This window comes from Streptomyces sp. NK08204, from assembly GCF_020400585.1.
GTDB lineage: Bacteria > Actinomycetota > Actinomycetes > Streptomycetales > Streptomycetaceae > Streptomyces.
Genome location: NZ_JAINVF010000024.1, coordinates 22,417 through 46,867 on the forward strand (window position 1 = coordinate 22,417; position 24,451 = coordinate 46,867).

At 71.4% G+C, this 24,451-nt stretch carries 22 protein-coding genes and 1 pseudogene; 6 read left to right on the forward strand and 17 right to left on the reverse strand.

Translation table 11 applies throughout. From position 1 onward, the window contains the following. Positions 1 to 8 precede the first annotated feature (8 nt). Complete coding sequence (locus tag K7G59_RS27625) at positions 9 to 509, forward strand: NUDIX hydrolase (protein WP_225838869.1); 501 nt, start codon at positions 9 to 11, stop codon at positions 507 to 509. 130 nt (positions 510 to 639) lie between these two features. Here the strand turns inward: K7G59_RS27625 and K7G59_RS27630 are convergent, their stop codons facing one another. Continuing rightward, positions 640 to 1,398, reverse strand: coding sequence for a TIGR00730 family Rossman fold protein (locus K7G59_RS27630; RefSeq protein WP_225838870.1), 759 nt, complete (start codon positions 1,396 to 1,398; stop codon positions 640 to 642). 85 nt (positions 1,399 to 1,483) lie between these two features. After that, entirely contained in the window at positions 1,484 to 2,563 is a 1,080-nt protein-coding gene (gene dapE / locus K7G59_RS27635) for a succinyl-diaminopimelate desuccinylase (RefSeq protein WP_225838871.1), read from the reverse strand. Positions 2,564 to 2,693: 130 nt separating this feature from the next. Here dapE and K7G59_RS27640 point away from each other — a divergent pair, with 130 nt between their 5' ends. Together K7G59_RS27640 and K7G59_RS27645 are read left to right on the forward strand one after the other, a co-directional pair. Further along, positions 2,694 to 3,683, forward strand: coding sequence for a heavy metal transporter (locus K7G59_RS27640; RefSeq protein ID WP_225838872.1), 990 nt, complete (start codon positions 2,694 to 2,696; stop codon positions 3,681 to 3,683). A gap of 275 nt (positions 3,684 to 3,958) precedes the next feature. After that, positions 3,959 to 4,378 (forward strand): ATP-binding protein, encoded by a 420-nt coding sequence (locus K7G59_RS27645; protein WP_225838873.1) that lies wholly within the window; start codon positions 3,959 to 3,961, stop codon positions 4,376 to 4,378. A gap of 105 nt (positions 4,379 to 4,483) precedes the next feature. Here K7G59_RS27645 and K7G59_RS27650 read toward each other — a convergent pair whose 3' ends face one another. Beyond that, on the reverse strand, positions 4,484 to 5,581 hold the full coding sequence (locus tag K7G59_RS27650) for a bifunctional succinyldiaminopimelate transaminase/glutamate-prephenate aminotransferase (protein WP_225838874.1): 1,098 nt from the start codon (positions 5,579 to 5,581) through the stop codon (positions 4,484 to 4,486). 116 nt (positions 5,582 to 5,697) lie between these two features. Beyond that, on the reverse strand, positions 5,698 to 6,024 hold the full coding sequence (fdxA, locus tag K7G59_RS27655) for a ferredoxin (protein WP_225838875.1): 327 nt from the start codon (positions 6,022 to 6,024) through the stop codon (positions 5,698 to 5,700). 140 nt (positions 6,025 to 6,164) lie between these two features. Between fdxA and K7G59_RS27660 the strand changes: the two are divergent. Beyond that, positions 6,165 to 7,166: pseudogene (locus K7G59_RS27660) on the forward strand (GNAT family N-acetyltransferase); the annotation flags it as partial. 449 nt (positions 7,167 to 7,615) lie between these two features. Then, entirely contained in the window at positions 7,616 to 8,503 is an 888-nt protein-coding gene (locus K7G59_RS27665) for a transglutaminase-like domain-containing protein (protein WP_225838876.1), read from the forward strand. 19 nt (positions 8,504 to 8,522) lie between these two features. On the opposite strand, the gene K7G59_RS27670 is transcribed toward K7G59_RS27665, so the two are convergent. The 8 genes from K7G59_RS27670 to K7G59_RS27705 form a co-directional block, all read right to left on the reverse strand. Next, a complete protein-coding gene (locus tag K7G59_RS27670) occupies positions 8,523 to 9,137 on the reverse strand; it encodes a response regulator transcription factor (protein ID WP_225838877.1) in 615 nt (204 codons plus the stop codon). Further along, positions 9,134 to 10,327 carry a sensor histidine kinase gene (locus tag K7G59_RS27675; protein WP_374114289.1) on the reverse strand — a complete coding sequence of 398 codons (1,194 nt, stop codon included), beginning with the start codon at positions 10,325 to 10,327 and terminating at the stop codon, positions 9,134 to 9,136. The genes K7G59_RS27670 and K7G59_RS27675 overlap by 4 nt, the downstream gene beginning before the upstream one ends. Next, complete coding sequence (locus tag K7G59_RS27680; protein ID WP_225838878.1) at positions 10,324 to 11,064, reverse strand: ABC transporter permease; 741 nt, start codon at positions 11,062 to 11,064, stop codon at positions 10,324 to 10,326. The genes K7G59_RS27675 and K7G59_RS27680 overlap by 4 nt, the downstream gene beginning before the upstream one ends. Continuing rightward, the gene (locus K7G59_RS27685) at positions 11,061 to 11,990 is read right to left on the reverse strand and encodes an ABC transporter ATP-binding protein (RefSeq protein WP_225838880.1); all 930 of its coding nucleotides are present in this window, start codon (positions 11,988 to 11,990) and stop codon (positions 11,061 to 11,063) included. The genes K7G59_RS27680 and K7G59_RS27685 overlap by 4 nt, the downstream gene beginning before the upstream one ends. Positions 11,991 to 12,123: 133 nt before the next feature. Beyond that, on the reverse strand, positions 12,124 to 14,361 hold the full coding sequence (locus K7G59_RS27690; protein WP_225838882.1) for a hypothetical protein: 2,238 nt from the start codon (positions 14,359 to 14,361) through the stop codon (positions 12,124 to 12,126). Positions 14,362 to 14,516: 155 nt separating this feature from the next. Beyond that, positions 14,517 to 14,933, reverse strand: coding sequence for a DUF6113 family protein (locus tag K7G59_RS27695; RefSeq protein WP_225838883.1), 417 nt, complete (start codon positions 14,931 to 14,933; stop codon positions 14,517 to 14,519). Beyond that, entirely contained in the window at positions 14,930 to 15,814 is an 885-nt protein-coding gene (gene mshB / locus K7G59_RS27700; RefSeq protein ID WP_225838885.1) for an N-acetyl-1-D-myo-inositol-2-amino-2-deoxy-alpha-D-glucopyranoside deacetylase, read from the reverse strand. Before mshB ends, K7G59_RS27695 begins: the two co-directional genes overlap by 4 nt. A 51-nt stretch (positions 15,815 to 15,865) precedes the next feature. Beyond that, complete coding sequence (locus K7G59_RS27705) at positions 15,866 to 16,060, reverse strand: hypothetical protein (protein WP_225838887.1); 195 nt, start codon at positions 16,058 to 16,060, stop codon at positions 15,866 to 15,868. Between the two features lie 213 nt (positions 16,061 to 16,273). Here K7G59_RS27705 and K7G59_RS27710 point away from each other — a divergent pair, with 213 nt between their 5' ends. After that, positions 16,274 to 18,406 carry a prolyl oligopeptidase family serine peptidase gene (locus K7G59_RS27710; RefSeq protein ID WP_225838889.1) on the forward strand — a complete coding sequence of 711 codons (2,133 nt, stop codon included), beginning with the start codon at positions 16,274 to 16,276 and terminating at the stop codon, positions 18,404 to 18,406. 111 nt (positions 18,407 to 18,517) lie between these two features. On the opposite strand, the gene K7G59_RS27715 is transcribed toward K7G59_RS27710, so the two are convergent. Genes K7G59_RS27715 through K7G59_RS27735 form a run of 5 tightly spaced genes read right to left on the reverse strand, consistent with a single transcriptional unit; the run spans position 18,518 to position 24,090 of the window. After that, entirely contained in the window at positions 18,518 to 19,579 is a 1,062-nt protein-coding gene (locus K7G59_RS27715) for an ABC transporter ATP-binding protein (RefSeq protein ID WP_225838891.1), read from the reverse strand. Next, a complete protein-coding gene (locus K7G59_RS27720; RefSeq protein WP_225838893.1) occupies positions 19,572 to 20,546 on the reverse strand; it encodes an ABC transporter ATP-binding protein in 975 nt (324 codons plus the stop codon). The genes K7G59_RS27715 and K7G59_RS27720 overlap by 8 nt, the downstream gene beginning before the upstream one ends. 6 nt (positions 20,547 to 20,552) lie before the next feature. Continuing rightward, positions 20,553 to 21,533, reverse strand: coding sequence for an ABC transporter permease (locus K7G59_RS27725; RefSeq protein ID WP_225838895.1), 981 nt, complete (start codon positions 21,531 to 21,533; stop codon positions 20,553 to 20,555). Further along, complete coding sequence (locus tag K7G59_RS27730; protein WP_225838898.1) at positions 21,526 to 22,449, reverse strand: ABC transporter permease; 924 nt, start codon at positions 22,447 to 22,449, stop codon at positions 21,526 to 21,528. Before K7G59_RS27730 ends, K7G59_RS27725 begins: the two co-directional genes overlap by 8 nt. Before the next feature lie 6 nt (positions 22,450 to 22,455). Next, positions 22,456 to 24,090 carry an ABC transporter substrate-binding protein gene (locus K7G59_RS27735; protein WP_225838900.1) on the reverse strand — a complete coding sequence of 545 codons (1,635 nt, stop codon included), beginning with the start codon at positions 24,088 to 24,090 and terminating at the stop codon, positions 22,456 to 22,458. Between the last annotated feature and the right edge of the window lie 361 nt (positions 24,091 to 24,451).

The following is a 24,451-nucleotide window of genomic DNA, read 5'->3' on the forward strand; positions in this document are numbered from 1 at the left end:
GAACCGCCATGGACACTCGCACGCAGACACGTGTTTCGGCATACGCGATCGCGGTGGACGACGACCGGCTGCTCCTGGCCCGCTTGTCGGACGCATCACCGGTCTTCACCCCCGGGCTGTGGCATCTGCCGGGCGGTGGGATCGACCCTGGCGAGCAGCCTGTGGAGGCGCTGGCCCGCGAGCTTCGGGAGGAGACGGGGCTGGAACTGGCTGCTGCCCGACTGGTCGACGCGCGGACCTACGCGGTTCAGCGGCACGCCGTCAGCTGGAGCCTCACCGCGCTGTTCTACACGGTCCGCCTCGCGGCCGCGGCACCGGCGGTGGCCGAGACCGCCGGTTCCACCGACGCTGCGGTCTGGATCCCCGTGACAGACCTGCGTGCCTCCATGCTGTCACCGGCGGCTGCCGATGCCCTCCGCATGCTGGAGTCGACGGGCACGGACGCCTTGGGACGGACGGCGAGCGCGTCGCGTCCCTCGGCCACGGCCCAGGGCGCTCAAAGCGGTTGATCTCCGCGTTCGACGGCTTGGCGCCGACGGTGGTCGGCCTGCTCGCACTGCGGCGGCCGGCCGGAACCCGCCTCCCGCCCCCGGCCGACCGGGACAACGGCGGCTGGGGGGCGGGGCCCCGGGGGGTCGGTCAGCGGGCCGCTTCCTTGGAGACCAGGGCGACCGCTTCCTCCACGTCGTCCGTCACGTGAAAGAGCAGCAGGTCCTTCTCCGCGGCCTTGCCCTGGGCCACCAGGGTGTTCTGCAGCCAGGCCACCAGGCCGCCCCAGTAATCGCTGCCGAAGAGGACGATCGGAAAGCGGGTGACCTTCTGGGTCTGGACGAGGGTGAGGGCCTCGAAGAGTTCGTCCAGGGTGCCGAGGCCGCCGGGCAGCACGACGAAGCCCTGCGCGTACTTCACGAACATCATCTTCCGCACGAAGAAGTAGCGGAAGTTGAGGCCGATGTCGACGTAGGGGTTCAGACCCTGCTCGAACGGCAGTTCGATGCCGAGGCCCACCGAAACGCCGCCCGCCTCGCAGGCACCCTTGTTCGCCGCCTCCATCGCGCCCGGGCCGCCGCCGGTGATCACCGCCCAGCCGGCCCCCACCAGCCCGCGGCCGAGCCGCACCCCGGCGTCGTACTCCGGCGAGTCCACCGGCGTCCGCGCGGAACCGAACACGCTGATGGCGGGCGGCAGTTCGGCCAGGGTGCCGAAGCCCTCGATGAATTCCGACTGGATGCGCAGGACCCGCCAGGGGTCGGTGTGCACCCAGTCCGTGGGGGCCCGCTCGTCCAGCAGCCGCTGGTCGGTCGTACTGTGCGTCACCTGGGCCCGCCGCCGGAGGACCGGCCCGAGACGCTGCTCGTCCGGCGGCACCTTCTTCCCCTCGGGGTTGCCGGTAGGCATGTGTGCTCCCTCCGCTCGCCGGTAGTCCGATCTCAGCCTAGATCTACTCGGGTTACGAAGGGGGGAACGCGAAGGTGTCCGGCCGTTACGCGGTGAGCCAGGCCCGCAGGCGCTCCTCGTCGGCCAGGATCTCCGCCACCGCGACGCGCTCGTCCCGCTTGTGCGCCAAGAGCGGGTTGCCGGGGCCGTAGTTGACCGCCGGGACGCCGAGCGCGGAGAAGCGGGAGACGTCGGTCCAGCCGTACTTGGGCCGGGGGGTGCCGCCCACCGCCTCGATGAAGGCCGCGGCGGCCGGGTGGGAGAGGCCGGGCAGCGCGCCGGGGCTGTGGTCGTCGATCACGAACTCCGCCACCCCGCAGTCGGCGAAGACCTCGCGGACGTGCGCGACCGCCTCCTCCTCGGTGCGGTCGGGGGCGTAGCGGAAGTTGACCGTGACCACGCACTCGTCGGGGATGACGTTGCCCGCCACTCCCCCGCTGACGCGTACCGCGTTCAGACCCTCCCGGTACTCCAGGCCGTCGATGACGGGCCGGCGGGGCTCGTAGGCGGCCAGCCGGGCCAGGATGGGGGCCGCCGCGTGGATGGCGTTGGAGCCCATCCAGCTGCGCGCGGAGTGGGCCCGCTCGCCGGCGGTCTTCAGCAGCACGCGCAGGGTGCCCTGGCAGCCGCCCTCGACCTGCCCGTCGGAGGGCTCCAGCAGGACCGCGAAGTCGCCCGCCAGCCATTCCGGGTGTGCCTCGGCGACGTGCTTGAGGCCGTTGAGGTCGGCGGCGACCTCCTCGTTGTCGTAGAACACGAAGGTCAGGTCCCGGTTGGGCGCGGGAACGGTGGCCGCGATGCGCAGCTGGACCGCCACGCCGGACTTCATGTCGCAGGTGCCGCAGCCCCACAGCACGCCGTCCTCGTCCAGCCGCGAGGGCACGTTGCCGGCGATCGGCACGGTGTCGATGTGGCCGGCCAGGACGACCCGCTCCGCGCGGCCCAGGTCCGTACGGGCGATCACGTTGTTGCCGTACCGGTCGACCGTGAGGTGCGGCAGGGCGCGCAGCGCGGTCTCGATCGCGTCGGCGAGGGGCTTCTCGGTGCCGCTCTCGGAGGGGAAGTCGACGAGCTGCGCGGTGAGCGCGGCGGCGTCCAGCGTGAGGTCGAGCGAGGTGTCGGGCATGGCCCCGACCCTAGGTGCACTCCTCCGGATCGTGCCAGCTCGCCGCTCGGCGGGGCCCGTTGTGAAGGCTCGCGGCGAGTACGGCCGGACCCCTGGTGGAGGCCCCGTAGGGCTCCAGTACCTTGTACGCGTGCCAGAGCCGTCCCACACCCGTCCCAAGCGTCGCGGCCGTGTCTTCCGTATCGGCGCGGCCCTGTTGGTCCTGTGCGGCGTCGCCGGTTACGTCGTGGTCCAGTACGTGACCGGGGGCCCGGGTGCGCGGGGCTGCACCGTGGTCTCGCGTTCGGGTGACGGGGCGTCGTACGAGTTCACGCCGGAGCAGGCCGTGAACGCGGCGACGATCGCCGCCGTCGGCACCGGGCGCGGGATGCCGGAGCGGGCCGTGACGATCGCGCTCGCGACCGCGCTCCAGGAGTCGGGGCTGCGCAACATCGAGCACGGCGACCGGGATTCGCTCGGCCTGTTCCAGCAGCGGCCCTCACAGGGCTGGGGCACCGAGGAGCAGATCATGGACCCGGCGTACGCGGCGGGCATCTTCTACGCGCATCTGGCGCGCGTGCACAACTACACCGAACTGCCCCTGACCGAGGCGGCCCAGGAGGTGCAGCGCAGCGGCTACCCGGAGGCCTACGCCAAGCACGAGCCGGACGCCGTGCTGCTCGCCGCCGCGCTGACCGGGCAGGCCGCGGCCACGCTGACCTGCAACGGGCGCCCGGAGCGCACGGCCACGGCAACGGGTCCGGACGCCGTGCGGGCCGCGCTGGTACGGGACTTCGGGCGGGACGCGCTGCAGGAGACGGGCGCCACGGTGGGCGGTACGGCCGTCCCGTCGCCGTCGCCGGCCCCGAGCGTGACCTCGTCCACGCACGGCCGGACGGTGACCGTGCCGGTGCGGGACGCGAAGCGGGACGCGGCCGGGCAGACCGAGCGAGAGCGGGGCTGGCAGCTGGCGCAGTGGGCGGTCGCCAACTCCTCGGCGCTGCACATCGAGCGGGTGGCGTACGCGGGGCGGGTGTGGACCGCCGGGAGCGGCGGCGACGGGTGGCGGACGGCCGACCCGAAGGGGGCCGGCGGCGCCGAGCGGTCCGTGGGGGCGGTCCGGATCGTTACCGGACAGTAGTGCGGGGCGTCCCCCTGCCGGGTGGCGCGACCAGGGTGGGCGGGGGGTTTCCGGCGGAGTTCCGCGGACTCCCGGAAGCCCTTGGAAATCAAGCGCCGTAAGGTTTCTGCACAGCTTCGGACGGGTGTTCTTTGCCCGTTTTTATCCACAAACGATAATGCGATGCGTTATCCATTCTTTACCTTTGTCCTCCGCAACCTTCGTCGGCCTCGAGCGGTAGTCACGGCGTCCGGACACCGGACACATCACCGTTCTCTCCCGTCGAATGGAGCATCATGTCCCTCCCTCTGACCCGCCGGATCGCCCGTGCCGCGCTGCTCGTCGCAGCGGGAGCGGCAGCCGGGGTCGGTGCGGCCGGCTCCGCCGGTGCGGCCACGAACCTGCCGGCGGCCACCCCGAACCTGGGCGGCCTGACCGCACTGGACGGGGCGCACGTCGGCAACACGGTCGACGGTGCCGCCCAGAACGTCACCACTCTCGCGGGCCACACCGGCGGTAAGGCGGTCAAGGAGACCGTGCCGGCCGCGGGCAGGACCGGGGGCGGCGCCGTGAAGAAGACGGCGCCCGCGGCGCAGCAGGCGGCCGGAGATGCGGCCGGAGCCGCGGGGGGCGTCCTCGGGGACACCACGTCCACCGTGACGAAGGGCGGACTGCCGACGTCGAACCTGCCCGCCAAGGGGCTGCCGCTCGGCTGAGGGCCGTTGCCGTCGGCCGCTACGGCGACGGGGCCCAGGGAGTTCCCTGGGCCCCGTCGGCTTCCGTGCGTGCTTCCGACAGCCGGGAAGGGCGTCAGCGGCAGGTCAGGCCGTCAGGCGCTGCACCGCCGCCCGGACCCGCTCGTCCGTCGCCGTGAGGGCCACCCGTACGAACCTCTCGCCCGCCTCGCCGTAGAAATCCCCTGGGGCGACCAGGATGCCCAGGTCGGCGAGGTGGGCGACCGTGGTCCAGCAGGACTCGTCGCGGGTGGCCCAGAGGTAGAGGCTCGCCTCGCTGTGTTCGATGCGGAAACCGTGGCGCAGGAGGGCGTCGCGCAGGACCGTGCGGCGCGCCGCGTAGCGCTCGCGCTGCTCGTGGACGTGGGTGTCGTCGCCGAGCGCGGCCACCACCGCCGCCTGCGTCGGTGCCGACGTCATCATGCCGCCGTGCTTGCGGATCTCCAGCAGCGGACCGAGGACCGCCGGGTCGCCGGCCACGAAGGCCGCGCGGTAGCCCGCCAGGTTGGAGCGCTTGGAGAGGGAGTGGACGGCCAGGATTCCGTCGTAGGACCCGCCGTTGACGTCCGGGTGCAGCACCGAGACCGGGTCGGCCTCCCAGCCCAGCTCCAGGTAGCACTCGTCGGAGACGAGCAGGACGCCGTGGGCGCGGGCCCAGGCGACGATGGCCGTCAGCTCGTCCTTCGGCAGGACCTTGCCCGTCGGGTTCGACGGGGAGTTGAGCCAGAGGAGCTTGAGGCCGGCCGGATCCAGGTCGCGCGGGTCGTCGTAGACCTCGTACGCGGCACGGGCCAGGCGGGCGCCCACCTCGTAGGTCGGGTAGGCCAGGCGCGGATGAGCCACCTTGTCACCAGGGCCGAGACCCAGCTGGGTCGGCAGCCAGGCCACCAGCTCCTTGGAGCCGACGACCGGCAGGACATGGCGGTGGGTGACTCCGCGGGCGCCCAGGCGCCGCTCCAGCCAGCCGGTGATCGCGTCACGCAGCGCCGGGGTCCCCCAGACCGTGGGATATCCCGGCGAGTCGGCCGCGTCGATCAGCGCCTTCTGGATCAGCTCGGGCACCGGGTCGACCGGTGTACCGACCGAGAGGTCGACGATGCCGTCCGGATGGGCCGCGGCCGTCTTCTTGTACGGCTCGAGCTTGTCCCACGGAAACGTGGGCAGACGGTCTGAGACTGCGGACACGGTCAGTGGCTCACTTTCGTCGGGTTCGGCAAACACCTCGGTCCCGCACGGCCGTGATCAGGGCGATCCGGGCCGTACGGGACCGAGGCGGCACGATTACGCGGGCCGCGACGGATTTACTCGTCGTGGGACTGCGGCGGCAGCGCGGCGACGAAGGGGTGGTCGCGCTCGATCAGCCCCAGCTTGCTGGCGCCACCGGGAGATCCCAGGTCGTCGAAGAACTCGACGTTCGCCTTGTAGTAGTCCTTCCACTCCTCCGGCACGTCGTCCTCATAGAAGATCGCCTCGACCGGGCAGACCGGCTCACAGGCACCACAGTCGACGCATTCGTCCGGGTGGATGTACAAGGACCGCTGGCCCTCGTAGATGCAGTCGACCGGGCACTCCTCAATGCACGCCTTGTCCTTGAGATCGACACAAGGCTCTGCGATGACGTAGGTCACGCTGTCGTTCCTCCTCGATAGGGCGCTGGCGGGCCTCCTCAGGCTCCGCCGCCAGGTGCGCGGGAGCGCGGCGTCGTCGATGCCCGCCCCTAGTATCTCCGTTCCGGGGCATGATCCGAACATGAGGGGTGAACTGACCAGTGGAAATCTCGGCGGCAGGACGGCTCGAGGTCCGTATCACCCCCGCTGACGTGGGCAAACGTGTCTCTGTGCGATGCTTGACGGAGCCTGGAGACACGAGCGCGAAGTTCACCGACACGGTCGGCGTGCTCACATCATGGGACAACGGCGTGCTCATGATCACACGACGGGACGGGCGGAGGGTCCCGATCGCGGAGTCCGTACTGGTCGCGGGCAAGGTCGTACCGGCCGCGCCGGCGCGTCGCCGGGGACCGGCGGCCTCGTACGAGGAGCTCGCGCGGGTCTCCTCGCGGGCCTGGCGGCCGGTGGAGAGCGAGTGGCTCGGCGAGTGGGAGCTGCGGGCGGCCTCGGGGTTCACCCGGCGCGCCAACAGCGTGCTGCCGCTCGGCGATCCGGGGCTCCCGCTCGACGCGGCCCTGGATGCCGTACGACGCTGGTACGGCGAGCGTGGCCTGCCCGCCTACGTGCAGACCGCCACCGGCGCCGAGGACACCCAGGAACTGCTGGGCGCGGAGCTGGAGCGGCGTGGCTGGACCCCTGAATTCGCGGCCGAGGTGTGGATCGGGGCCCTCGCGCCGGTCGCGGACCGGGCCGAGGGCGCCGGGGTGGTGCTCTCCCGGGAGGCGGACGAGTCGTGGCTGGCGCGGTACCACCGGAAGGGGTTGAGCGACGTGGCCCTGCGGGTGCTGGGCAGCGGGCCGTCGGTCTGGTTCGCCGCCGTGCCCGGAGCTCCGGGCGAGCCACCGACGGCGATAGGCCGGTGTGTCGTGGACGGGCGGTGGGCCGGTTTCACCGCCGTCGAGGTCGATCCCGGTCGGCGCCGCGAGGGCCTGGCCACCGAGGTGATGTCCGCGCTGGCCCGCCGCGCCCTGGAGGAGGGGGCCTCGGCGGCCTGGCTCCAGGTGGAGGACGACAACGAGGGCGCCCGGGCGCTGTACACCCGGCTCGGCTTCGCCCCCCACCACGCGTACCAGCACTACCGGGCGCCGCAGGAGCAGGGGGCCCAGGAGGGACGGGAGCAGCCGGGGGCGTCTGCCACGAGGCCGGCCGACGCCCGGTCTTCCGGGGCCCCGTCACCGGACGCCCGGCCGTCCGGCACCGGGCCCGGCGATGCCCGGCCGGCCGACGCCAGGCTCTCCGGCGCCCGGCCGACCGACACCGGGTCCTCCAGCACGCGGCCGACCGATACCGGGGCCTGCGACGCCGGGCCCTCCGACACGGGGTCCTCCGCCGCCCGACCGTCCCAGGCCGGGCCCTCCGAGGCCGGGCCCTCCGAGGCCGGGCCCTCCGAGGCCGGACCGTCCCCTGCCGGACCCTCCGACGGTCGACCGGCCGATGCCGGGCCCGGCGATGCCCGGCCGGCCGATCCCCGGTCCCCCTACGCCCGGCCATCCGATGCCGGGCCCTGCGAAAACCGGCCCTCCGGTGCGCGGTCGTCGTAGGAAACCTCATGAAAGGGCATGAGCCTGGTATGGGCCCCCGGAGTATCCCCCCTCCGTACCCGCCTCCGCCGGAACGTTCCGCCGAGGTGCGGCGGCGGTTTGCCGAGGAGGCACGGTCCGAGCGGCCGGATCTGTCGGCGCTGTGCCTGCTGATCGGCGCGGAGGCCGACGGTGCGCTGGACGAGGACGGGATCGACGCCGCACAGCTGGAGCTGGACCGGCTGGCGGGTGAGCTGCCGTACCGTCCGGGCGGGCCGCGGGCGTGGGCGCAGGCCGTGGAGCGGCTGCTCGGCGAGCGCCACGGGTTCCACGGGGCTCCCGTGGACTACGAGCGTCTGGAGTCCTCGCTGCTGCACGAGGTGCTGCGGCGGCGGCGCGGGCTGCCGATCCTGCTGTCCGTGGTGTGGCTGGAGGTCGCGCGCAGGGCGGGGGCACCGGTGTACGGGGTCGCGCTGCCGGGGCACTTCGTGGTCGGGTTCGGCCCGGCGGAGGAGCAGGTGCTGGCCGATCCGTTCGACGGGGGCCGGGTGCTCTCGGGGACGGACGCCGAGCTGCTCGTGGCCGGGGCCACCGGGGCGCCGCTGGACCCCTCGATGCTCGTGCCCGCGGCACCCCTGGAGGTGATCCAGCGGATCCTCAACAACGTCCGGGCGTGGGCCTCGGCCCGGCCGGAGCGCTCGGATGTCTCCCTGTGGGCTGTGGAGTTGGGGCTGCTGCTGCCCTCCCACCCCGCTCGCCTTCGCTATGAGCGGGCGCAGGTGCTCGTGCAGCGCGGGGAGTACACCGAGGGGGCCGCGGAGCTGGACGCCTACGCCGATCTGGTCGAGGTCGTCGACGAGTCGATCGCCCGACGGGCCCGGCAGCAGGCCCGTACCGCCCGGGCCATGCTCAACTGAGCACGGCCCGCAGTCCGGTTCACAGCCATCCCTTCTCCCGGGCGATCCGTACCGCCTCCGCCCTGTTGCGTGCCGCCAGCTTCTGGATGGCCGTGGACAGGTAGTTGCGGACCGTGCCCTGGGAGAGGTGGAGGGCCTTGGCGAGCTCCGCGTTCGTGGAGCCGTCGGCGGCGGCGCGCAGCACCTCGCGTTCGCGGTCGGTGAGGGGGTTGGCGCCGTCGGCGAGGGCGGCGGCGGCCAGGCCGGGGTCGATGACACGTTCCCCGGCGAGCACCCTGCGTACCGCGTCGGCGAGCTGGGCGGCCGGGGCGTCCTTGACCAGGAAGGCGTCGGCGCCCGCCTCCATGGCGCTGCGAAGATAGCCGGGGCGGCCGAAGGTGGTCAGGACGACGAGCTTCACCGCGGGGTGCTCCCGGTGCACCTGGGCCGCTGCCTCGATGCCGGTGCAGCCCGGCATCTCGATGTCGAGCAGCGCCACGTCCACGCTGTGCGCGCCGACGGCCGCCAGCACCTCGTCACCGCGCGCGACCTGGGCGACGACCTCGATGTCGTCCTCCAGGCCCAGCAGCGCGGCCAGGGCCTCGCGGACCATCGACTGGTCCTCGGCCAGCAGGACCTTGATCGTGCTCGTCATGCCCGGGATCCTACGTCCGCCGAAGTGGCCGTGGGGACGCGGGCGACCAGCCGGAACCCGTGCTTGACCCGGCCCGCTTCCAGACTGCCGCCGGCTTTCTCCAGCCGCTCGGTCAGCCCGGTCAGTCCGTTGCCGGGCCCCTTCCCGGAGCCGCCGGTTCCGTTGTCCTCGACGGAGAGTTCGAGGACGGTCCCGTCCAGGGTCTGGCGGCGCAGGAACCGTACGGTGCACCGGTCGGCGCCGCTGTGCCGGACCACGTTGGTGACCGCCTCGCGCAGCGCCCAGGCGATCGCGGACTCGGCGTCCTCGCAGACGTCGTCGAGGTCGGGTTCGGCGGGGATGTCGGCGACGACCCCGGCGGCGGTCAGGGCGACCTGGGTGCCGGCGAGTTCGACGGCGAGGCGGGGGCGCCGGTAGCCGGTGACGGCCTCACGGACGTCGACCAGCGCCTGGCGGCTGACCTGTTCGATGTCGGCGACCTGCTGGGCCGCCTTGTCGGGGTGGCCGGGCAGCATCCGGCCGGCCAGCTCGCTCTTCAGCGTGATCAGGGAGAGCGAGTGGCCGAGCAGGTCGTGCAGGTCGCGGGCGAGCCGCAGCCGCTCCTCGTTGGCGGCGAGCTGGGCGACGGTGGCTCTGGCCTTGCGCAACTCGACGGTCGTACGGACCAGTTGTCCGACGCCGGTCATCGCGAACCCGATCAGCACCACGAGCAGGAGCAGGCCGCGGGCCTCCTTCTCGTCGGAGTGCAGGCCCACCAGGTACATCACCGCTCCCGAGGCCGGGATCGCCCAGTACGCCGCCCGCACCGGCAGGGTCGCCCCGCAGGCCACGGAGAGGTAGACGAAGAGCCCGAGCCAGGCGCTGCCGAGGGTGTAGGCCAGTACGGGGGCGAGGACGCCGAGGATCGCGCCCAGGGTGAGGACGACGCGCGGGGCGAACGGACGGCCGATGTTGCGGAAGACCAGCGTGAGATAGGCCCCGACGAAGGCGGCGAGGCCGAGGGAGCCGGCCACGGTGGCGCCGGTGGTGTGTCCGCCGTTGACCAGGTCCTCGACCGGCGAGCTGAGGAAGACCAGCCAGACGCCGATCCACAGCACCTTGACCAGCACCTCGCGCCGGTTGCGAGGCGGCCAGCCCAGGCGTACGAACTTCGTGCCGCCCTCTGTCCGGTCTTCCGTCATCATGCTCACGCCTTCAGCGTGTCCTTCCGGTACAGCCAGGCCGCGCCGCCCGCGAAGAGGACGAAGGAGACGGCGAGGATGGCGATGTCCTGGGTGCTCGGGGTCTGGCTCCGCTCGATCGCCCGTCCCAGGCCGGCGTACGCGTGCGTGGGCAGCCACTTGGCGATGTTCTGGAGCCAGTGCGGGAAGGTGGTCGTGGGCATCCACAGGCCGCCGAGCATGGACAGGCCGAAGTAGATGATCATGGTGATGGGCCGGACCGCGTCGCCGCTGGCGAGGTAGCCGATGGCGACCCCGAGCGCGGCGAAGACCAGGCTGCCGGCCCAGATCGAGCCGGTCAGGGCGAGCCACTGCCAGGCGTCGAGGCGTACGTCCTTCACGGCCGCGGCGACCACGAACACGATGACGATGGACGGCAGGCTCACCACGGCTGCGCTGGCGGTCTTGGCCAGGACGTAGCCGCGGCCGGGCAGCGGGGTCAGCCTCAGCTGGCGCACCCAGCCGCTCTCGCGCTCCTTGGCGATGCGCTCGCTGTTCCCCATCAGCACGGCGGTCAGAGCACCGAACGAGGCCATGGAGACCATCATGTACGTCGGCAGGGTCAGGCCCGTGCCGTGGACCTTCGTGTGGCCGTCGGCGTTGCCCGCGATGAGCAGGAACAGGGCCGAGGGGTAGATCACCGAGAAGAACAGGAACTTGCGGTTGCGCAGGGCTCGGGTGAGTTCCAGCTTGATCAGGCTGTTCACGACTGCTTCGCCTCCTCGGCGGCGGTGATGGCGACGAAAGCCTGCTCCAGGCCCAGCCCGGCGACTTCGAGGTTACGGGGGTAGACACCGAGGCCGTACAGGGCGTGGACGGTGGCGTCGGCGTCGGAGGACTGGATGCGGACGGTCTGGCCCGACACGTCGAGGGAGGTCAGGAAGGGCAGGGTGCGCAGGGCGGCCTCGTCGATCGGCCCCTGCAGGTCGAAGGCGATCCGCCGTGCGCCCGCCTTGGCCTTGATCTCGGCGGCGGTGCCGTCGGCGAGGAGCCTGCCGCGGTGCAGGACGAGCACGCGGTCGGCGATGGCGTCGGCCTCTTCCAGGTAATGGGTGGCGAAGAGGACCGTACGGCCCTGGTCGGCCTGCTCGCGCATGGTGGCCCAGAAGGCCTGGCGGGCGGAGACGTCCATGCCGGTGGTCGGCTCGTCCAGCACGATCAGGTTGCTGTCGCCGGCGGTGGCGAGGGCGAAGCGGACACGCTGGGCCTGACCGCCGGAGAGCTTGTTGACCTTGCGGTCGGCGATCTGGGTGATGCCCGCGCGGGCCATCACATCGGCGGCCTTGTAGGGCCGCGGGTGCAGCGAGCAGCCCAGCTTCACCAGTTCGGCGACGGTGACCTCGTCCATCAGCCCGCCGCTCTGCAGCATGGCGCCGACCCGCCCGGCGACGATCGCCTCGCGCGGGCTGGTCCCGAACACGCTCACCGAGCCGCCGTCGGCCTGCTTGAGGCCGAGGAGCAGGTCGAGGGTGGTGGACTTGCCGGCCCCGTTCGGGCCGAGGAGGGCGACGGTCTCGCCCGGGTACAGCCGGAGCGAGAGGCCGTCCACGGCCCGCACGCTCCCGTACGTCTTGGTCACCTGGTCGAACCCGACCACCGGGGTGGTGGTGGCCGGCACCGCTGTCATCGTCATGACATCCATGGTCGCGGCGGAGCAGGAGGCCGGGCAGTGTCGGGGATCCTGAGTGCCGGATGACAGATGTCATACGGCCCGGCCGATACGGCGAGGGAGGGTGCCCCGCGGACACCCTCCCTCGTGGGACGGACTAGCTCGGGTTCGTGGGGATGACCGCGACCCGGTTGGTCTTGCTGATCAGCGCCTGGCGCAGGGCGACGTACACGTCCTGGGGCGTCACCGGCGTCTTACTGCCGTTGCCCCGGGTGATGAGCACGCCGTCGAAGGTCTGGCCGTACAGCTCCTTCAGGGCGTTCAGATCGGGCTTGTCGGTGAGCTTGCCGTCAGGGGTGGCCGCCACCCGGAGGAACTTCCACAGGGAGTTCTGCGGGCTCAGCAGAACGGCGTGCACGGCGTCCGTCTGGACCTTGACACTCCCCGACATCGCCGGCCCGGCGAACTCCTTCATCTCGCGGTCGACCTCGGCGTTCGAGACCGTCGGCTGCTTGGTGGTCGTCGGGACGGTCACCGGCTCCGCCGTGCCGGTCTCCACCATCGAGCGGTACGCCTGCACGACCGCCTGGGTCGACTGGCCCGCGTCGATGGCCTTGCCCGCCTTGCCGTACACGGCCACGGCCTTGCCGGACACGAAGCGGATGCCGCCCTCGGTGACCGAGCCGGAACCGCCGCCCGTCTGCTGGAGGGCTGCCTGGAGCTTCTCCGTGTCCACCGGCATGACCGGCTCGATCTCCCGCTTCTGCCCGAAGAGGGAGCCGATCACGGACACCGGGTTGTAGTCGCTCTTGGCGGCCTCGCTCACGGTGGCCTGGTAGTCGAACTGCAGGCCCGCCTTGTCCGGGGCGAGCAGGACGGTCTTGCCGCCGAGCGACAGCTTCAGCGGCTTGTTCACCCGGCTGCCGAAGGTGTCGTCGAGCTTCTTGACGGCGTCGTCACGGGTGCCGCCGCCGATGTCCAGGCCGAGCACGGTGGTGCCTTTGGGCACGTCGGAGTGGTTCATCAGCAGACCGGCGCCGTAGGCGACACCGGCGATGACGACCACACCGCCACCGAGCAGCACCAGCTTGCTGCGGCCCTTCTTCTTCGGCTTGGCCGTGGCCTTGGGCGGCGCGGCCGGCCCGGGCTGGGGCGCCGTGTGGGGCACCGGACCGTCGGGGGTGCCGCCGCCGAACGGGGGGTTCGCGGCGGACGGGACGACCGGGATACCGCTGGTGACGGTGTGCCCGGAGACGTTGTCCGGGGTGCGGTAGCCGGGTGTGCCCGGTTCGGGGGCCGGCTTCTGCGGGGTGAGGATCGCGGTGTCGTCGCTGAGCCCGCCGCCGGGACCGCGACCACCGGAAGCGCCGCGGGGGGCCGCGCCCGGGCCTGCCGGAGCGTCGAGGTCGGCGAGGGCGCTGCGCTCAGGCATGCCGCCCGTCCCGCCGGCCGGCGGCAGCAGGGGGCCGTCGCCGGTGACCGGGCCGGTGGTCGGGCCCGCGGGTCCCTGCGGACCGCCGGGACCGCCGCGACCGCCCTGCCCGTTGAAGCCGCTGGGGCCACCGGGCCCGCCGTGGCCGCCCGCACCGGAGGCGCCGCGGTGGGGCCGGGCACCGTTCTCCGAGAAGTACGGCAGCTCGTCACGGCGGTGTTCGCCGCTGCTGTCGCTGCCGCCGCCGCTGTCGCCGGAGCGGGAGCCGCCGCCCAGCGGGCCCGCGGCCAGCGCATCGGTCACGTCGAAGGAACCGGTGCCGCCGCCGTGTCCCGGGGCCACCGGGCCGCCGGTCGCGCCGGGCAGGCCGCTCTTGCCGCCGGGGCGGGGGGCGCCGGGCCTGTTCATGGAGCCGACCACCCCGCCGGGACGGCCGCCGCCGGGGCGTGCGCCGGTGGCACCGGCGACGCCGGACGCTCCCGGGGCGCCTGGACGAACGCCCGGGGCGCCTGCGGCGGAACCGCCCGGCATTCCGGACCCGTTCGTGCCGCCGCCGGCCTGACCGCCCTTGGGGGCGCCGGACTTGCGGGGCGCGAACCAGTCGCTGGTCTTCTCCTCGCCCTGTGCCGAGGGCTCCGCGGGCGGCTCGACGGTGTCGGTGGCGGTCGGGGCGGCGGGCGCCGCGGGCGCGTCCACGCCCGGGTCCTCGCCGGCGTCCTCGGTGTCTGAGACGGGCTTGCGCACGACGACCGGCGGAATGGGCCGCGATCCGGGGATGTTGATCCGGATCCGGGTCGTCAGCGTGGTCTCGGTCTTGCGTTCCTCCGGCCGCGTGCCCGAACGGCCCGCGCCCGCACCGTCGTCCGAAGCCATGGGGGTCCCGTACGGCGGGGTGCCGGAGGGGTATGTGGCTCCACCGCGCCCGTCGGGGCCGGAGGACGGAGTGTCAGTTTCACGACTCAAGGCAGGTTCTCCCGGTTGGCTCCGCCGCCCGTTACGACCTCAGCGGGCAGCTCGGCGGCGCGCACCACCATACTGGCCGCGTCTGGCGCACATCCCAGGACCGCCAAGGAAACCCACACCGGACCCGCACGTGCGCCGTACGGCGAAGCGGTACGTCACTTGCCAAGTCGGGCGGCGTCCCCACCGGGTTGCCGACCGGAAGCGATAGTGGCGCAGATCACAGCCAGGGCCATGCCGCCGAGCAGGAAGAGGTAGGAGCCGCCTCCGGCACCGAACAGGAAGTCGCCTTCGGGGCGGGTGGTGACGAGCAGGATGACGGTGACGATCCAGCCCACCACGGGGGCGACCGCCCCGCTCCGGCCGCCGGTGGCGAACGCCCCGCCGAGGAACAGCCCCGCCGCGCCCGCGAGGGCGAGCAGCAGCCCGCCGGGGAACCAGGCCGCCTGCACCAGGGTCCCGGCGAGCCCGGTGACGGCGCCGAGCAGGCAGAGCCCGATGTGTGCGGCGGCCCGTCCGACCGAGGGCGCACGCAAAGGCTGGGCCAGCATCGACCCGCGTCCGGCGCCGCTCACGACGCCTCCCCGGCACCGGCACCCGCACCCGCACCCGCACCGATGCCGGCGAACAGATCGGTCTCCCCCGGCAGCGCCTCGCCGCGCACCAGCTCGTAGTACTCGGTGGTGAACAGCGGCTGGGCCAGCTCGTTGGAGAGTGCGAAGTACGGTTCGGCCACCTCGATCTGGGTGACGTGGGCGCGCATGGCGGCGGCCTTGGCGGCGGCGTAAGCAGTGCCGTCGACGGCGGTGGTGATCTTCGTGTCGTCGACGACGCCCGGGACGTCGTCGACACTGCCGCTCTTGTCGAAGGGCAGTGCGGGCAGCTCGTCCTGGAGCCGGGCGAAGGCGGCCTCGGCGACGGAACGCGGAACGCGGTTCCAGTACACCTTCTGGACCCGGTGCCCCCGCTCGTCCGCCAGTTCGACGGCACGCATGGCGACGCGGTGGGCCTGGATGTGATCCGGATGGCCGTATCCGCCGTTGTCGTCGTAGGTGACGAGAACCTGCGGCCGGATCTCCAGGATCACCTCGGCCAGGTGTCCGGCCGCCTCGTCCGGCTCGGCCTGCCAGAAGCAGTCCGGGTCGTCGTTGTCGGCGATGCCCATCATCCCGGAGTCGCCGTAGCGCCCGGCGCCGCCGAGCAGCCGGAAGTCCGTCACGCCCAGCTCGCCCAGCGCCGCGGCCAGCTCAGCACGCCGGTACGCGCCCAGCGCGGCACCGGTCAGGTGCCGCAGCTCCGGCGGGATGACCTCCCCCCGCTCCCCGAGGGTGCAGGTGACCAGGGTGACGTGGGCACCCTCGGCCGCGTACCTGGCCATGGTGGCGCCGTTGTTGATCGACTCGTCGTCCGGGTGCGCGTGCACCAGCAGCAGACGCCGAGCGGGCAGTTCCGTCATGGGACCACCCTACGAGGGGGTGGCCCCGCCTGCCGATCCCGACCCCTCCGGTCAGAACTTGATGCTGCTGATCATGCTGGCGACGTTCGTCGTCAGGTCGTTGATCGTGGGGGCGACCGTCGAGGAGGCGAGATAGAAGCCGAGCAGGACGCAGACGACCGCGTGGCCGCCCTTCAGACCCGACTTCTTGATCAGCAGGTAGACGATGATCGCCAGCAGCACCACCGCCGAAATCGAGAGTGCCACGGCGGCTCACCTCCAAAGATCCCAGGGACACGGGGGGGTCGGACTATGGGGGTTGTCATTCTGTTGCAGGTAGGGCCTAGATCAGTAGAGCAAGTCCAAGCAGACGCCGCCAGGTTCATACCCACACAGCGACAGTGATCATAACTATCCGTACTCGTGCATCGCTCGGCGCACGGCCGCACAAGGGGGCGCATGGCCAATATGGTCGGGGGTATGACAACCGAGGCTGAGTCCTTTCCCCGTCGGTATGCCCGCACGCAGCGGTTCACACTCGGCGCGCCGCGTGCGTTCACCGTGGCACCGGACGGGTCGCGTGTCGCGTTCCTGCGTTCCAGTTCCGGCACCGACCGGGCCAACTCCCTGTGGGTGCTGGACCTGCCGGACGGCACGGAGCGTGTGGCCGCCGATCCGGGCGCGCTCCTCCAGGGCGCTGCCGAGCAGCTCTCGCCCGAGGAGCGGGCACGCCGGGAGCGGAGCCGCGAGGGGGGCGCCGGCATCGTCGGCTATGCCACCGACGCGGCCGTGGAGTTGGCGTCTTTCGCCTTGTCAGGGCGGCTTTTCACGGCCGAGCTGCGGGCGGGCACGGCTCGCGAACTCCGGGTTCCGGGACCGGTGATCGACCCGCGCCCCTCCCCCGACGGGCGGCACATCGCGTACGTCGCCCAGGGTGCCCTGCGGGTGGTGGGCGCCGAGGGGGAGGCCGACCGGGCACTGGCCGAGCCGGAGGGCGAGGACGTGGCCTACGGCCTGGCCGAGTTCGTCGCGGCCGAGGAGATGGGGCGTGCGCGGGGATTCTGGTGGGCGCCGGAGTCCAACCGGCTGCTCGTGTCGCGCGTGGACGACACGCCGGTGCGGCGGTGGTGGATCGCCGACCCGGCCCACCCGGAGCGTGAGCCACACCACGTCCGCTACCCCGCCGCCGGCACCGAGAACGCGGACGTACGCCTGTTCGTTCTCGGCCTGGACGGAACCCGTACCGAAGTCGTCTGGGACCGGGCGCGCTACCCGTATCTGGCGCGTGTGCACTGGTCAGAGGCGGGGGCGCCGCTACTGCTGGTGCAGGCGCGGGACCAGCGCAGCCAGCTGTTCCTGGCAGCGGATCCGGACACCGGGGCGACCCGGATGGTGCATGCTGATCAAGATCCAACATGGCTGGAACTTTTCGCCGGTGTGCCCTGTTGGAGCCCCTCCGGACAGCTTGTCCGGATCGTGGACGAGGGGGGTGCGCGGGTCCTCGCGGTGGGCGAACGGCCGCTGACCGGCGCACAGTTGCATGTCCGCGCCGTGCTGGACGTGACCGCCGACGACGTGCTGGTCACAGCCTCGGCGGGCGAGGAGGCGGCGGCGCCGGAGATCGGCGAGGTCCATGTGTACCGGGTGAACGAACTCGGCGTGGAGCGCGTGTCGCAGGAGCCGGGAGTGCACTCGGCGGTGCGCGCCGGGGGCGTGACGGTCCTGGTGTCGGCGGCGCTGGACAGGGCGGGCGCCCGGGTTCAGGTGCTGCGTGACGGAAAGCCTACGGCCGTTGTCCGGACGTACGCGGAGGATCCCGGTTTCTCCCCGCGCGTGACGCTCGTCGAAGGGGGCGCACGCCGGATTCCATGCGCCGTGCTTATGCCACAGGACTACCACTCCGACACGCCCCTTCCGGTTTTGCTGGACCCGTACGGGGGTCCGCACGGTCAGCGGGTGGTCGCCGCGCACAACGCGCACCTCACCTCGCAGTGGTTCGCCGACCAGGGGTTCGCGGTGATCGTCGCCGACGGGCGGGGCACGCCCGGCCGCTCCCCGTCCTGGGAGAAGGCGATCAGGGACGAGGTGGCGGCGGTCGTCCTCCAGGACCAGGTCGACGCGCTGCAGGCGCTCGCGGCCGAGTTCCCGCTCGACCTGACGCGGGTCGCCATCCGCGGCTGGTCCTTCGGCGGCTACCTCGCGGGCCTCGCCGCCCTGCGCCGCCCGGACGTCTTCCACGCGGCGGTGGTGGGCGCCCCGGTGACCGACCTGCGCCTGTACGACACCCACTACCAGGAGCGCTACCTCGGCCACCCGGAGGAGCAGCCGGAGTCGTACCGGCGCAACTCGCTGATCGACGACGCGGGTCTGGTCGACCCCGCCGAGCCGCACCGGCCGATGATGATCATCCACGGGCTGGCGGACGACAACGTGGTGGTCGCCCACTCGCTGCGGCTGTCCACGGCCCTGCTGGCCGCCGGCCGCGCGCACGAGGTGCTGCCCCTGTCCGGCGTCACCCACATGACCCCGCAGGAGACGGTTGCGGAGAATCTGCTGCTGCTCCAGGTGGACTTCCTCCGGCGCTCGTTGGCGCAGTCCCGCAAACCGTCGTGAACTGCGTTAACACGCAGGCAACTTTGTGGAAGCGGTACCGATATACGGACACGCGAGGCTGATCAGCGTACGGCCGTGCGGGTGCCGTGAGCGGGCCGGGGTGTCGCCATGTCACCCCGGCCCGTACCCGTTCCCGGGCGGGGGCTCCTTCGGCGGCACGACCGTCCTCTCCTCCGCGAAGAGACAGGCCGAGTCATGGACCGCCGGGCCTCGGGCGCCGCGGAGGTGCACGGGGACCGCGAGTGCCGGCACCTCCTGGGCACAGCGCTCCTGTGCCTTCCAGCAGCGGGTGCGGAAGCGGCAGCCGGAGGGGATGTGGGTGGGCGAGGGCACGTCCCCGGTCAGGATGATCCGCTCGCGCTGCTCGCGGGCCTCGGGGTCGGGGACCGGCACCGCCGACAACAGGGCCTGGGTGTAGGGGTGCGTGGGGTGGTCGTAGATCTCGGCGTCCGTGCCGATCTCCAGGATCCGGCCGAGGTACATCACGCCGACCCGGTCCGAGATGTGCCGGACGATCGACAGGTCGTGCGCGATGAAGACGTACGACAGGTCGAAGTCCGCCTGGAGCCGGTCCAGGAGGTTGATCACCTGGGCCTGTACCGAGACGTCCAGGGCGGACACCGGCTCGTCCGCGACGATGATCTCCGGGCGGAGCGCCAGCCCCCGGGCGATGCCGATGCGCTGGCGCTGGCCGCCGGAGAACTGGTGCGGGTAGCGGTTGATGTACTCGGGGTTGAGGCCGACGACGTCCAGCAGCTCCCGCACCCGTCGGCGCCGGTCGCCCTTCGGGGCGACCTCGGGGTGGATGTCGTACGGCTCCCCGATGATGTCGCCCACCGTCATCCGGGGGTTGAGGGAGGTGTACGGGTCCTGGAAGACCATCTGGATGTTGCGCCGCACCGCCTTCAGGGCGCGGCCGGACAGCTTGGTGATGTCCTCGCCCTTGAAGCGGATCGAGCCGGCGGTCGGCCGCTCCAGGTTGCACAGCAGCCTGGCCACCGTCGACTTGCCGCAGCCCGACTCGCCCACGATGCCCAGGGTTTCGCCCTTGCCGAGGGTGAAGTCGACGCCGTCCACGGCCTTCACCGAGCCGACCTGTTTCTTGAAGAGGATCCCCTGCGTCAGCGGATAGTGCTTGACGAGGCCGCTGACCTCCAGGATGGGCTCAGTCACGCAGGCACTCCCTCCAGAAGTGGCAGGCGCTGCCCCGCTCTTCGGAGACCGCGTACAGCGGAGGCTCGTCGGTGCGGCACACGTCCTGCGCCATCGGGCAGCGCGGGTGGAAGGCGCAGCCGGGCGGGATGTTCATGAGGTTCGGCGGCAGCCCCTTGATGGCGTACAGCTCCTGCCCCTTCTGGTCCAGGCGCGGGATCGACTCCAGCAGACCTCGGGTGTACGGGTGGGCGGGGTTCTTGTAGATGTCGTGGACGGGGGCCGACTCCACGATCCGCCCCGCGTACATCACGGCGATCCGGTCGGCGACGTCGGCGACGACACCGAGGTCGTGCGTGATCAGGATCAGCCCCATGCGGTACTCGCGCTGCAACTCGGCGAGCAGGTCCATGACCTGGGCCTGGACGGTGACGTCCAGGGCGGTGGTCGGCTCGTCGGCGATGATGAGGGCCGGCTCCAGCGCCAGCGCCATGGCGATCATGATGCGCTGGCGCATGCCGCCGGAGAACTGGTGCGGGTAGTCCCGGACCCGCTGCGCGGCGCCCGGGATGCGCACCCGGTCCATCAGCTCGACCGCCCTGCCCCTGGCGTCCTTCTTCGACATCCCCCGGTGCACGACGAACATCTCGCCGAGCTGGTCGCCGACGGTCAGCACGGGGTTGAGGGCGGACAGCGCGTCCTGGAAGATCATCGCCATCCCGGCGCCCCGGATCCTCCGCCGTTCTTCCTCCTTCAGGGTGAGAAGGTCCTGTCCCTGGAACAGGACCCGCCCGCCGGTGATCCTCCCGGGCGGCATGTCGAGGATCCCCATCACCGCCTGCGCGGTCACCGACTTCCCGGATCCCGACTCCCCGAGCACGGCGAGGGTCTCCCCCGCGTCCACGGCGTACGACACCCCGTTGACGGCCTTGGCGACCCCGTCCCGGGTCCGGAACTCCACGTGCAGATCCCGCACTTCGAGCAGCACGACCCGTCACCTCAACTTCGGATCGAGGGCGTCGCGGACCGCGTCGCCGAGCATGATGAAGGCCAGGACCGTGATGGCCAGGGCTCCCGAGGGCCAGAGCAGCGCGTGGGGGGCGTTGCGGATGTAGGGGGAAGCCGCGGAGATGTCGATGCCCCAGGAGACGCTGGGCGGCTTCAGGCCGACGCCGAGGTAGGAGAGGGTCGCCTCCAGGGCGATGTAGGTGCCGAGCGCGATGGTCGCCACGACGATCACGGGGGCGACGGCGTTCGGGGCGATGTGGCGCAGCAGGATGCGGGAGTCGGCGGCGCCCAGGGCGCGGGCGGCCTGGACGTAGTCGTTCTGCTTGGCGGTGATGACCGACCCGCGTGCGATGCGGGCGATCTGCGGCCAGCCGAGGAGCACCATGACCCCGATGACCGGCCAGACCGTGTTGCTGGTCACCACGGAGAGGAGGACGAGGCCGCCGAGGACGACCGGGATGGCGAAGAAGATGTCGGTGACCCGGGACAGGACCGAGTCCCAGATCCCGCCGAAGTAGCCCGCGAGGCCGCCCAGGACCGACCCGAGCAGGGCGACGCCCAGGGTGGCGCACACGCCCACCGTGACGGACGTACGGGCCCCGTAGACGGTCCGTGTGTAGACGTCGCAGCCCTGGCCGTCGTAGCCGAAGGGATGGCCCGGCCCGGGGCCCTGCTGGGCCCTGGCGAGGTCGCACGTGAGGGGACTGCCGGAGGCGATCGCCGAGGGCCACAGGGAGATGAAGACCAGGAAGAGGATGACGAGGGCGGAGATCAGGAAGACCGGGTCGCGGCGCAGGTCCCGCCATGCGTCGGACCACAGCGAGCGGGGTTTGCCGGCCGGACCCGTGCCCTGTGGGCCCCCCGGTGTCTTACGCAGCGTCGTCGCCTCGCTCGCCGCCAGGTCCATGGCACCTCCCATGCCGGTGCCGGCGATCGCCCCGTCGGGTTCGTGCGGCTGTTCACGCATAGCGGATCCTCGGGTCGAGTACGGCGTACAGGAGGTCGACGAGGAGGTTCGCGACCAGGAAGACGAGGACGAGGACCGTCACGAAGCCGACGACCGTCTGCGTGTTCTGCCGCAGGATGCCCTGGTACAGCTGGTAGCCGACGCCGTGGATGTTGAAGATCCGCTCGGTGACGATCGCGCCGCCCATCAGCGCGCCGATGTCGGCGCCGATGAAGGTGACCACGGGGATCAGTGAGTTGCGCAGCAGGTGCCGGGTGACGACCCGGCGCCGGGGCAGGCCCTTGGCGATGGCCGTACGGACGTAGTCGGACCGTCTGTTCTCCGCGATGGAGGTGCGGGTGAGGCGGGTGACGTAGGCGAGCGAGACGGAGGCCAGCACCAGTCCGGGCAGGATCAGCTCACCGAAGGCGGCGTCCGGGGACACGGAGGGTCTGATCCAGCCCCATTCGACGCCGAGCAGCAGCTGGAGCAGCAGACCGGTGACGAAGGTGGGCACGGAGATCACGACCAGGGTGGTGAGCAGCACTCCGGTGTCGACGGGCCGGCCGCGCCGCAGGCCGGTCAGGACGCCGAGTGTGATGCCGATGACGATCTCGAAGAGGATGGCCACGACGGTCAGCCGGACGGTGACGGGAAACGCGGTCGACATCAGCTCGGTGACCTTCTGACCGTTGAACGCCGTACCGAAGTCCCCGGTGAAGACGTTCCCCATGTAGGTGAGGTACTGCTGCCAGACCGGCTTGTCCAAGCCGAACTCCCGCTTCAGCTGGGCGGCCGTCGCCGGGTCGCAGGCCCGCTCGCCGCACAGGCCCGCGATGGGGTCGCCCATCACGTTCACCATGAGGAAGATCAGCAGGGTGGACCCGACGAACACCGGGATCATCTGGAGCAGTCGCCGGACGACATAGCGCCCCATGGCGGCTCAGCCGACCTTGATCTCGTTGTAGACGGGGACGCTGAACGGGTTGAGGGCCACGTCGGACAGGCGCTGGGAGTAGCCCGCGCTGCCGTTCTGGTACCAGAGCGGGATGGCCGCCATGTTGTCCCGGACGACCTCCTCGGCCTTCTGGAAGCCGGTGACGGCCTTGGCGGTGTCGGTCTCGGCGTTGGCGTTGTCGACGAGCTCGTCGAACTTCTTGTCGGACCACTTGCCGTCGTTGGAGGAGGCGTTGGTGTAGTAGAGCGGCTGGAGGAAGTTCTGGATGAGTGGGTAGTCCATCTGCCAGCCCGCCCGGAACGGGCCCTTCATCCTGTGCTGGCCGATCTGGTTGCGGAAGTCGGCGAAGGTGCCCACGGGGTTGCCGACGCAGGCCCGGTCGTTGCCGAGGGCGTTGTTGATGGAGTGGCACACGGCGTCCACCCACTCCTTGTGCGAGCCCGTGTCCGCGTTGTACGTGATCTTGACCTGGCCGCCGGGGATGCCGCCGCCCTCCCGGATCAGCTTCCTGGCCTCGGTGGGGTTGTGCTCGCAGGCCTTGCCGCACAGGCCGGCCTTGTAGCCGCCCTGTGTGCCGAGCACCGGGGAGGTCCAGTCGGTGGCGGGGGTGCGGGTCTTGTTGAAGATCGTGTCGGTGATCTGCTTGCGGTCGATGGCCATGGACAGACCGGTGCGGACCTTCTCCGAGCCCGGCTTGTTCCACGCCTTGTCGTAGTAGGGGAAGGCGAGGGTCTGGATGATGCCGGCCGGGGTGTTGATGTAGCGGTCGCCCAGGTCGTTCCTGACGTTCTTCAGCTGGGCCGCGGGCACGTCGTCGACGAGGTCGAGGTTGCCGGCCATCAGGTCCGTGTAGGCGGTGTTGCTGTCGGTGTACACCTTCAGTGTCACGCCGCCGTTGCGCGGCTTGTCGTCGCCGGGGTAGCCGTCCCACTTCTTCAGGGACATCTGGGAGCCCTTCGTATAGGACTCGATGGTGTACGGGCCGTCGCCGACGGGCTTCTTCAGCCAGCCCGCGTGGTCGGTGAAGAAGGCGCGGGGCAGCGGGGCGAAGGCGGCGTAGCCGAGAGTGTCCGGGAAGCCGGAGAACTTCTGGTTGAGCCTGACGGTGAAGGTGCGGGCGTCCACGACCTTCAGCCCGGACAGGGTGTCGGCGCTCTGGGTGCCGTTGTCGGGGTGGACCTTGTCGTAACCGTCGATGTAACCGAAGAAGTAGGCGTTCTTCTGGTTGTTCTTCAGGCTCGCCCCGTAGTTCCAGGCGTCCACGAAGGAGCCGGCGGTCACCTTCTCGCCGTTGGAGAAGGTCCAGCCGTCCTTGAGTCTGACGGTGAAGTTCTTCGAGTCCTTGGTGTCGATGGACTCGGCGAGCATGTTCTGGGCCTTGCCGGTCTTCGGGTCGTACTTCTTCAGCCCCCGGAAGACCATGTCGAGGACCTTGCCGCCCTGCACCTCGTTGGTGTTGGCCGGCTCCAGCGGGTTCTGCGGGTCGCCCCAGGAGGCGCTCAGCACCGCTGTGCCGTTTCCGCCGCCGCTGCTCGAACCGCCGCCCCCGCCGCAGCCCGTGGCGGCGAACGCCACCGCCACCGCGCCGGCGGCCCACCGGGCGTGCGTGATTCCCCGCATGGCGTGCCTCCTCGTGATGAATGACCCGTTACCGGTCAATATCCGGTCACAGGGGGCATGGCGCATGCCCGGGGCCCGATTGGGGGGCCTTTAGGGGGACACGTCATCCGAATGCGGGCGGCCGTCCGGGCGGACCTTGTGGATCTTGCATCCGAGGCGCAATGGATCTCCGCGTAACGATGCCGAAACGTTGGATTCGGACGTGGCGTTGTACGCATTTCGACACGTCACCGTCCGCATATCGAACTCATTGACCGATATGCCCCGTAAGTCCGATGTGAAGCACGAATTGATTACAGGGCCCTACCTGCGTAGATACGGAATGGTCAAGTGATGATCAAGAAGGTAAAGAGCAGACCAA

Excerpts from the sequence above, each read along its gene's own strand:
- K7G59_RS27625 (WP_225838869.1), top strand. The coding sequence starts at position 9 with ATGGACACTCGCACGCAGACACGTGTTTCGGCATACGCGATCGCGGTG.
- K7G59_RS27630 (WP_225838870.1), bottom strand. The coding sequence starts at position 1,398 with ATGCCTACCGGCAACCCCGAGGGGAAGAAGGTGCCGCCGGACGAGCAG.
- dapE (WP_225838871.1), bottom strand. The coding sequence starts at position 2,563 with ATGCCCGACACCTCGCTCGACCTCACGCTGGACGCCGCCGCGCTCACC.
- K7G59_RS27645 (WP_225838873.1), top strand. The coding sequence starts at position 3,959 with ATGTCCCTCCCTCTGACCCGCCGGATCGCCCGTGCCGCGCTGCTCGTC.
- K7G59_RS27665 (WP_225838876.1), top strand. The coding sequence starts at position 7,616 with ATGAAAGGGCATGAGCCTGGTATGGGCCCCCGGAGTATCCCCCCTCCG.
- K7G59_RS27670 (WP_225838877.1), bottom strand. The coding sequence starts at position 9,137 with ATGACGAGCACGATCAAGGTCCTGCTGGCCGAGGACCAGTCGATGGTC.
- K7G59_RS27685 (WP_225838880.1), bottom strand. The coding sequence starts at position 11,990 with ATGACGATGACAGCGGTGCCGGCCACCACCACCCCGGTGGTCGGGTTC.
- mshB (WP_225838885.1), bottom strand. The coding sequence starts at position 15,814 with ATGACGGAACTGCCCGCTCGGCGTCTGCTGCTGGTGCACGCGCACCCG.
- K7G59_RS27710 (WP_225838889.1), top strand. The coding sequence starts at position 16,274 with ATGACAACCGAGGCTGAGTCCTTTCCCCGTCGGTATGCCCGCACGCAG.
- K7G59_RS27725 (WP_225838895.1), bottom strand. The coding sequence starts at position 21,533 with ATGCGTGAACAGCCGCACGAACCCGACGGGGCGATCGCCGGCACCGGC.
- K7G59_RS27730 (WP_225838898.1), bottom strand. The coding sequence starts at position 22,449 with ATGGGGCGCTATGTCGTCCGGCGACTGCTCCAGATGATCCCGGTGTTC.
- K7G59_RS27735 (WP_225838900.1), bottom strand. The coding sequence starts at position 24,090 with ATGCGGGGAATCACGCACGCCCGGTGGGCCGCCGGCGCGGTGGCGGTG.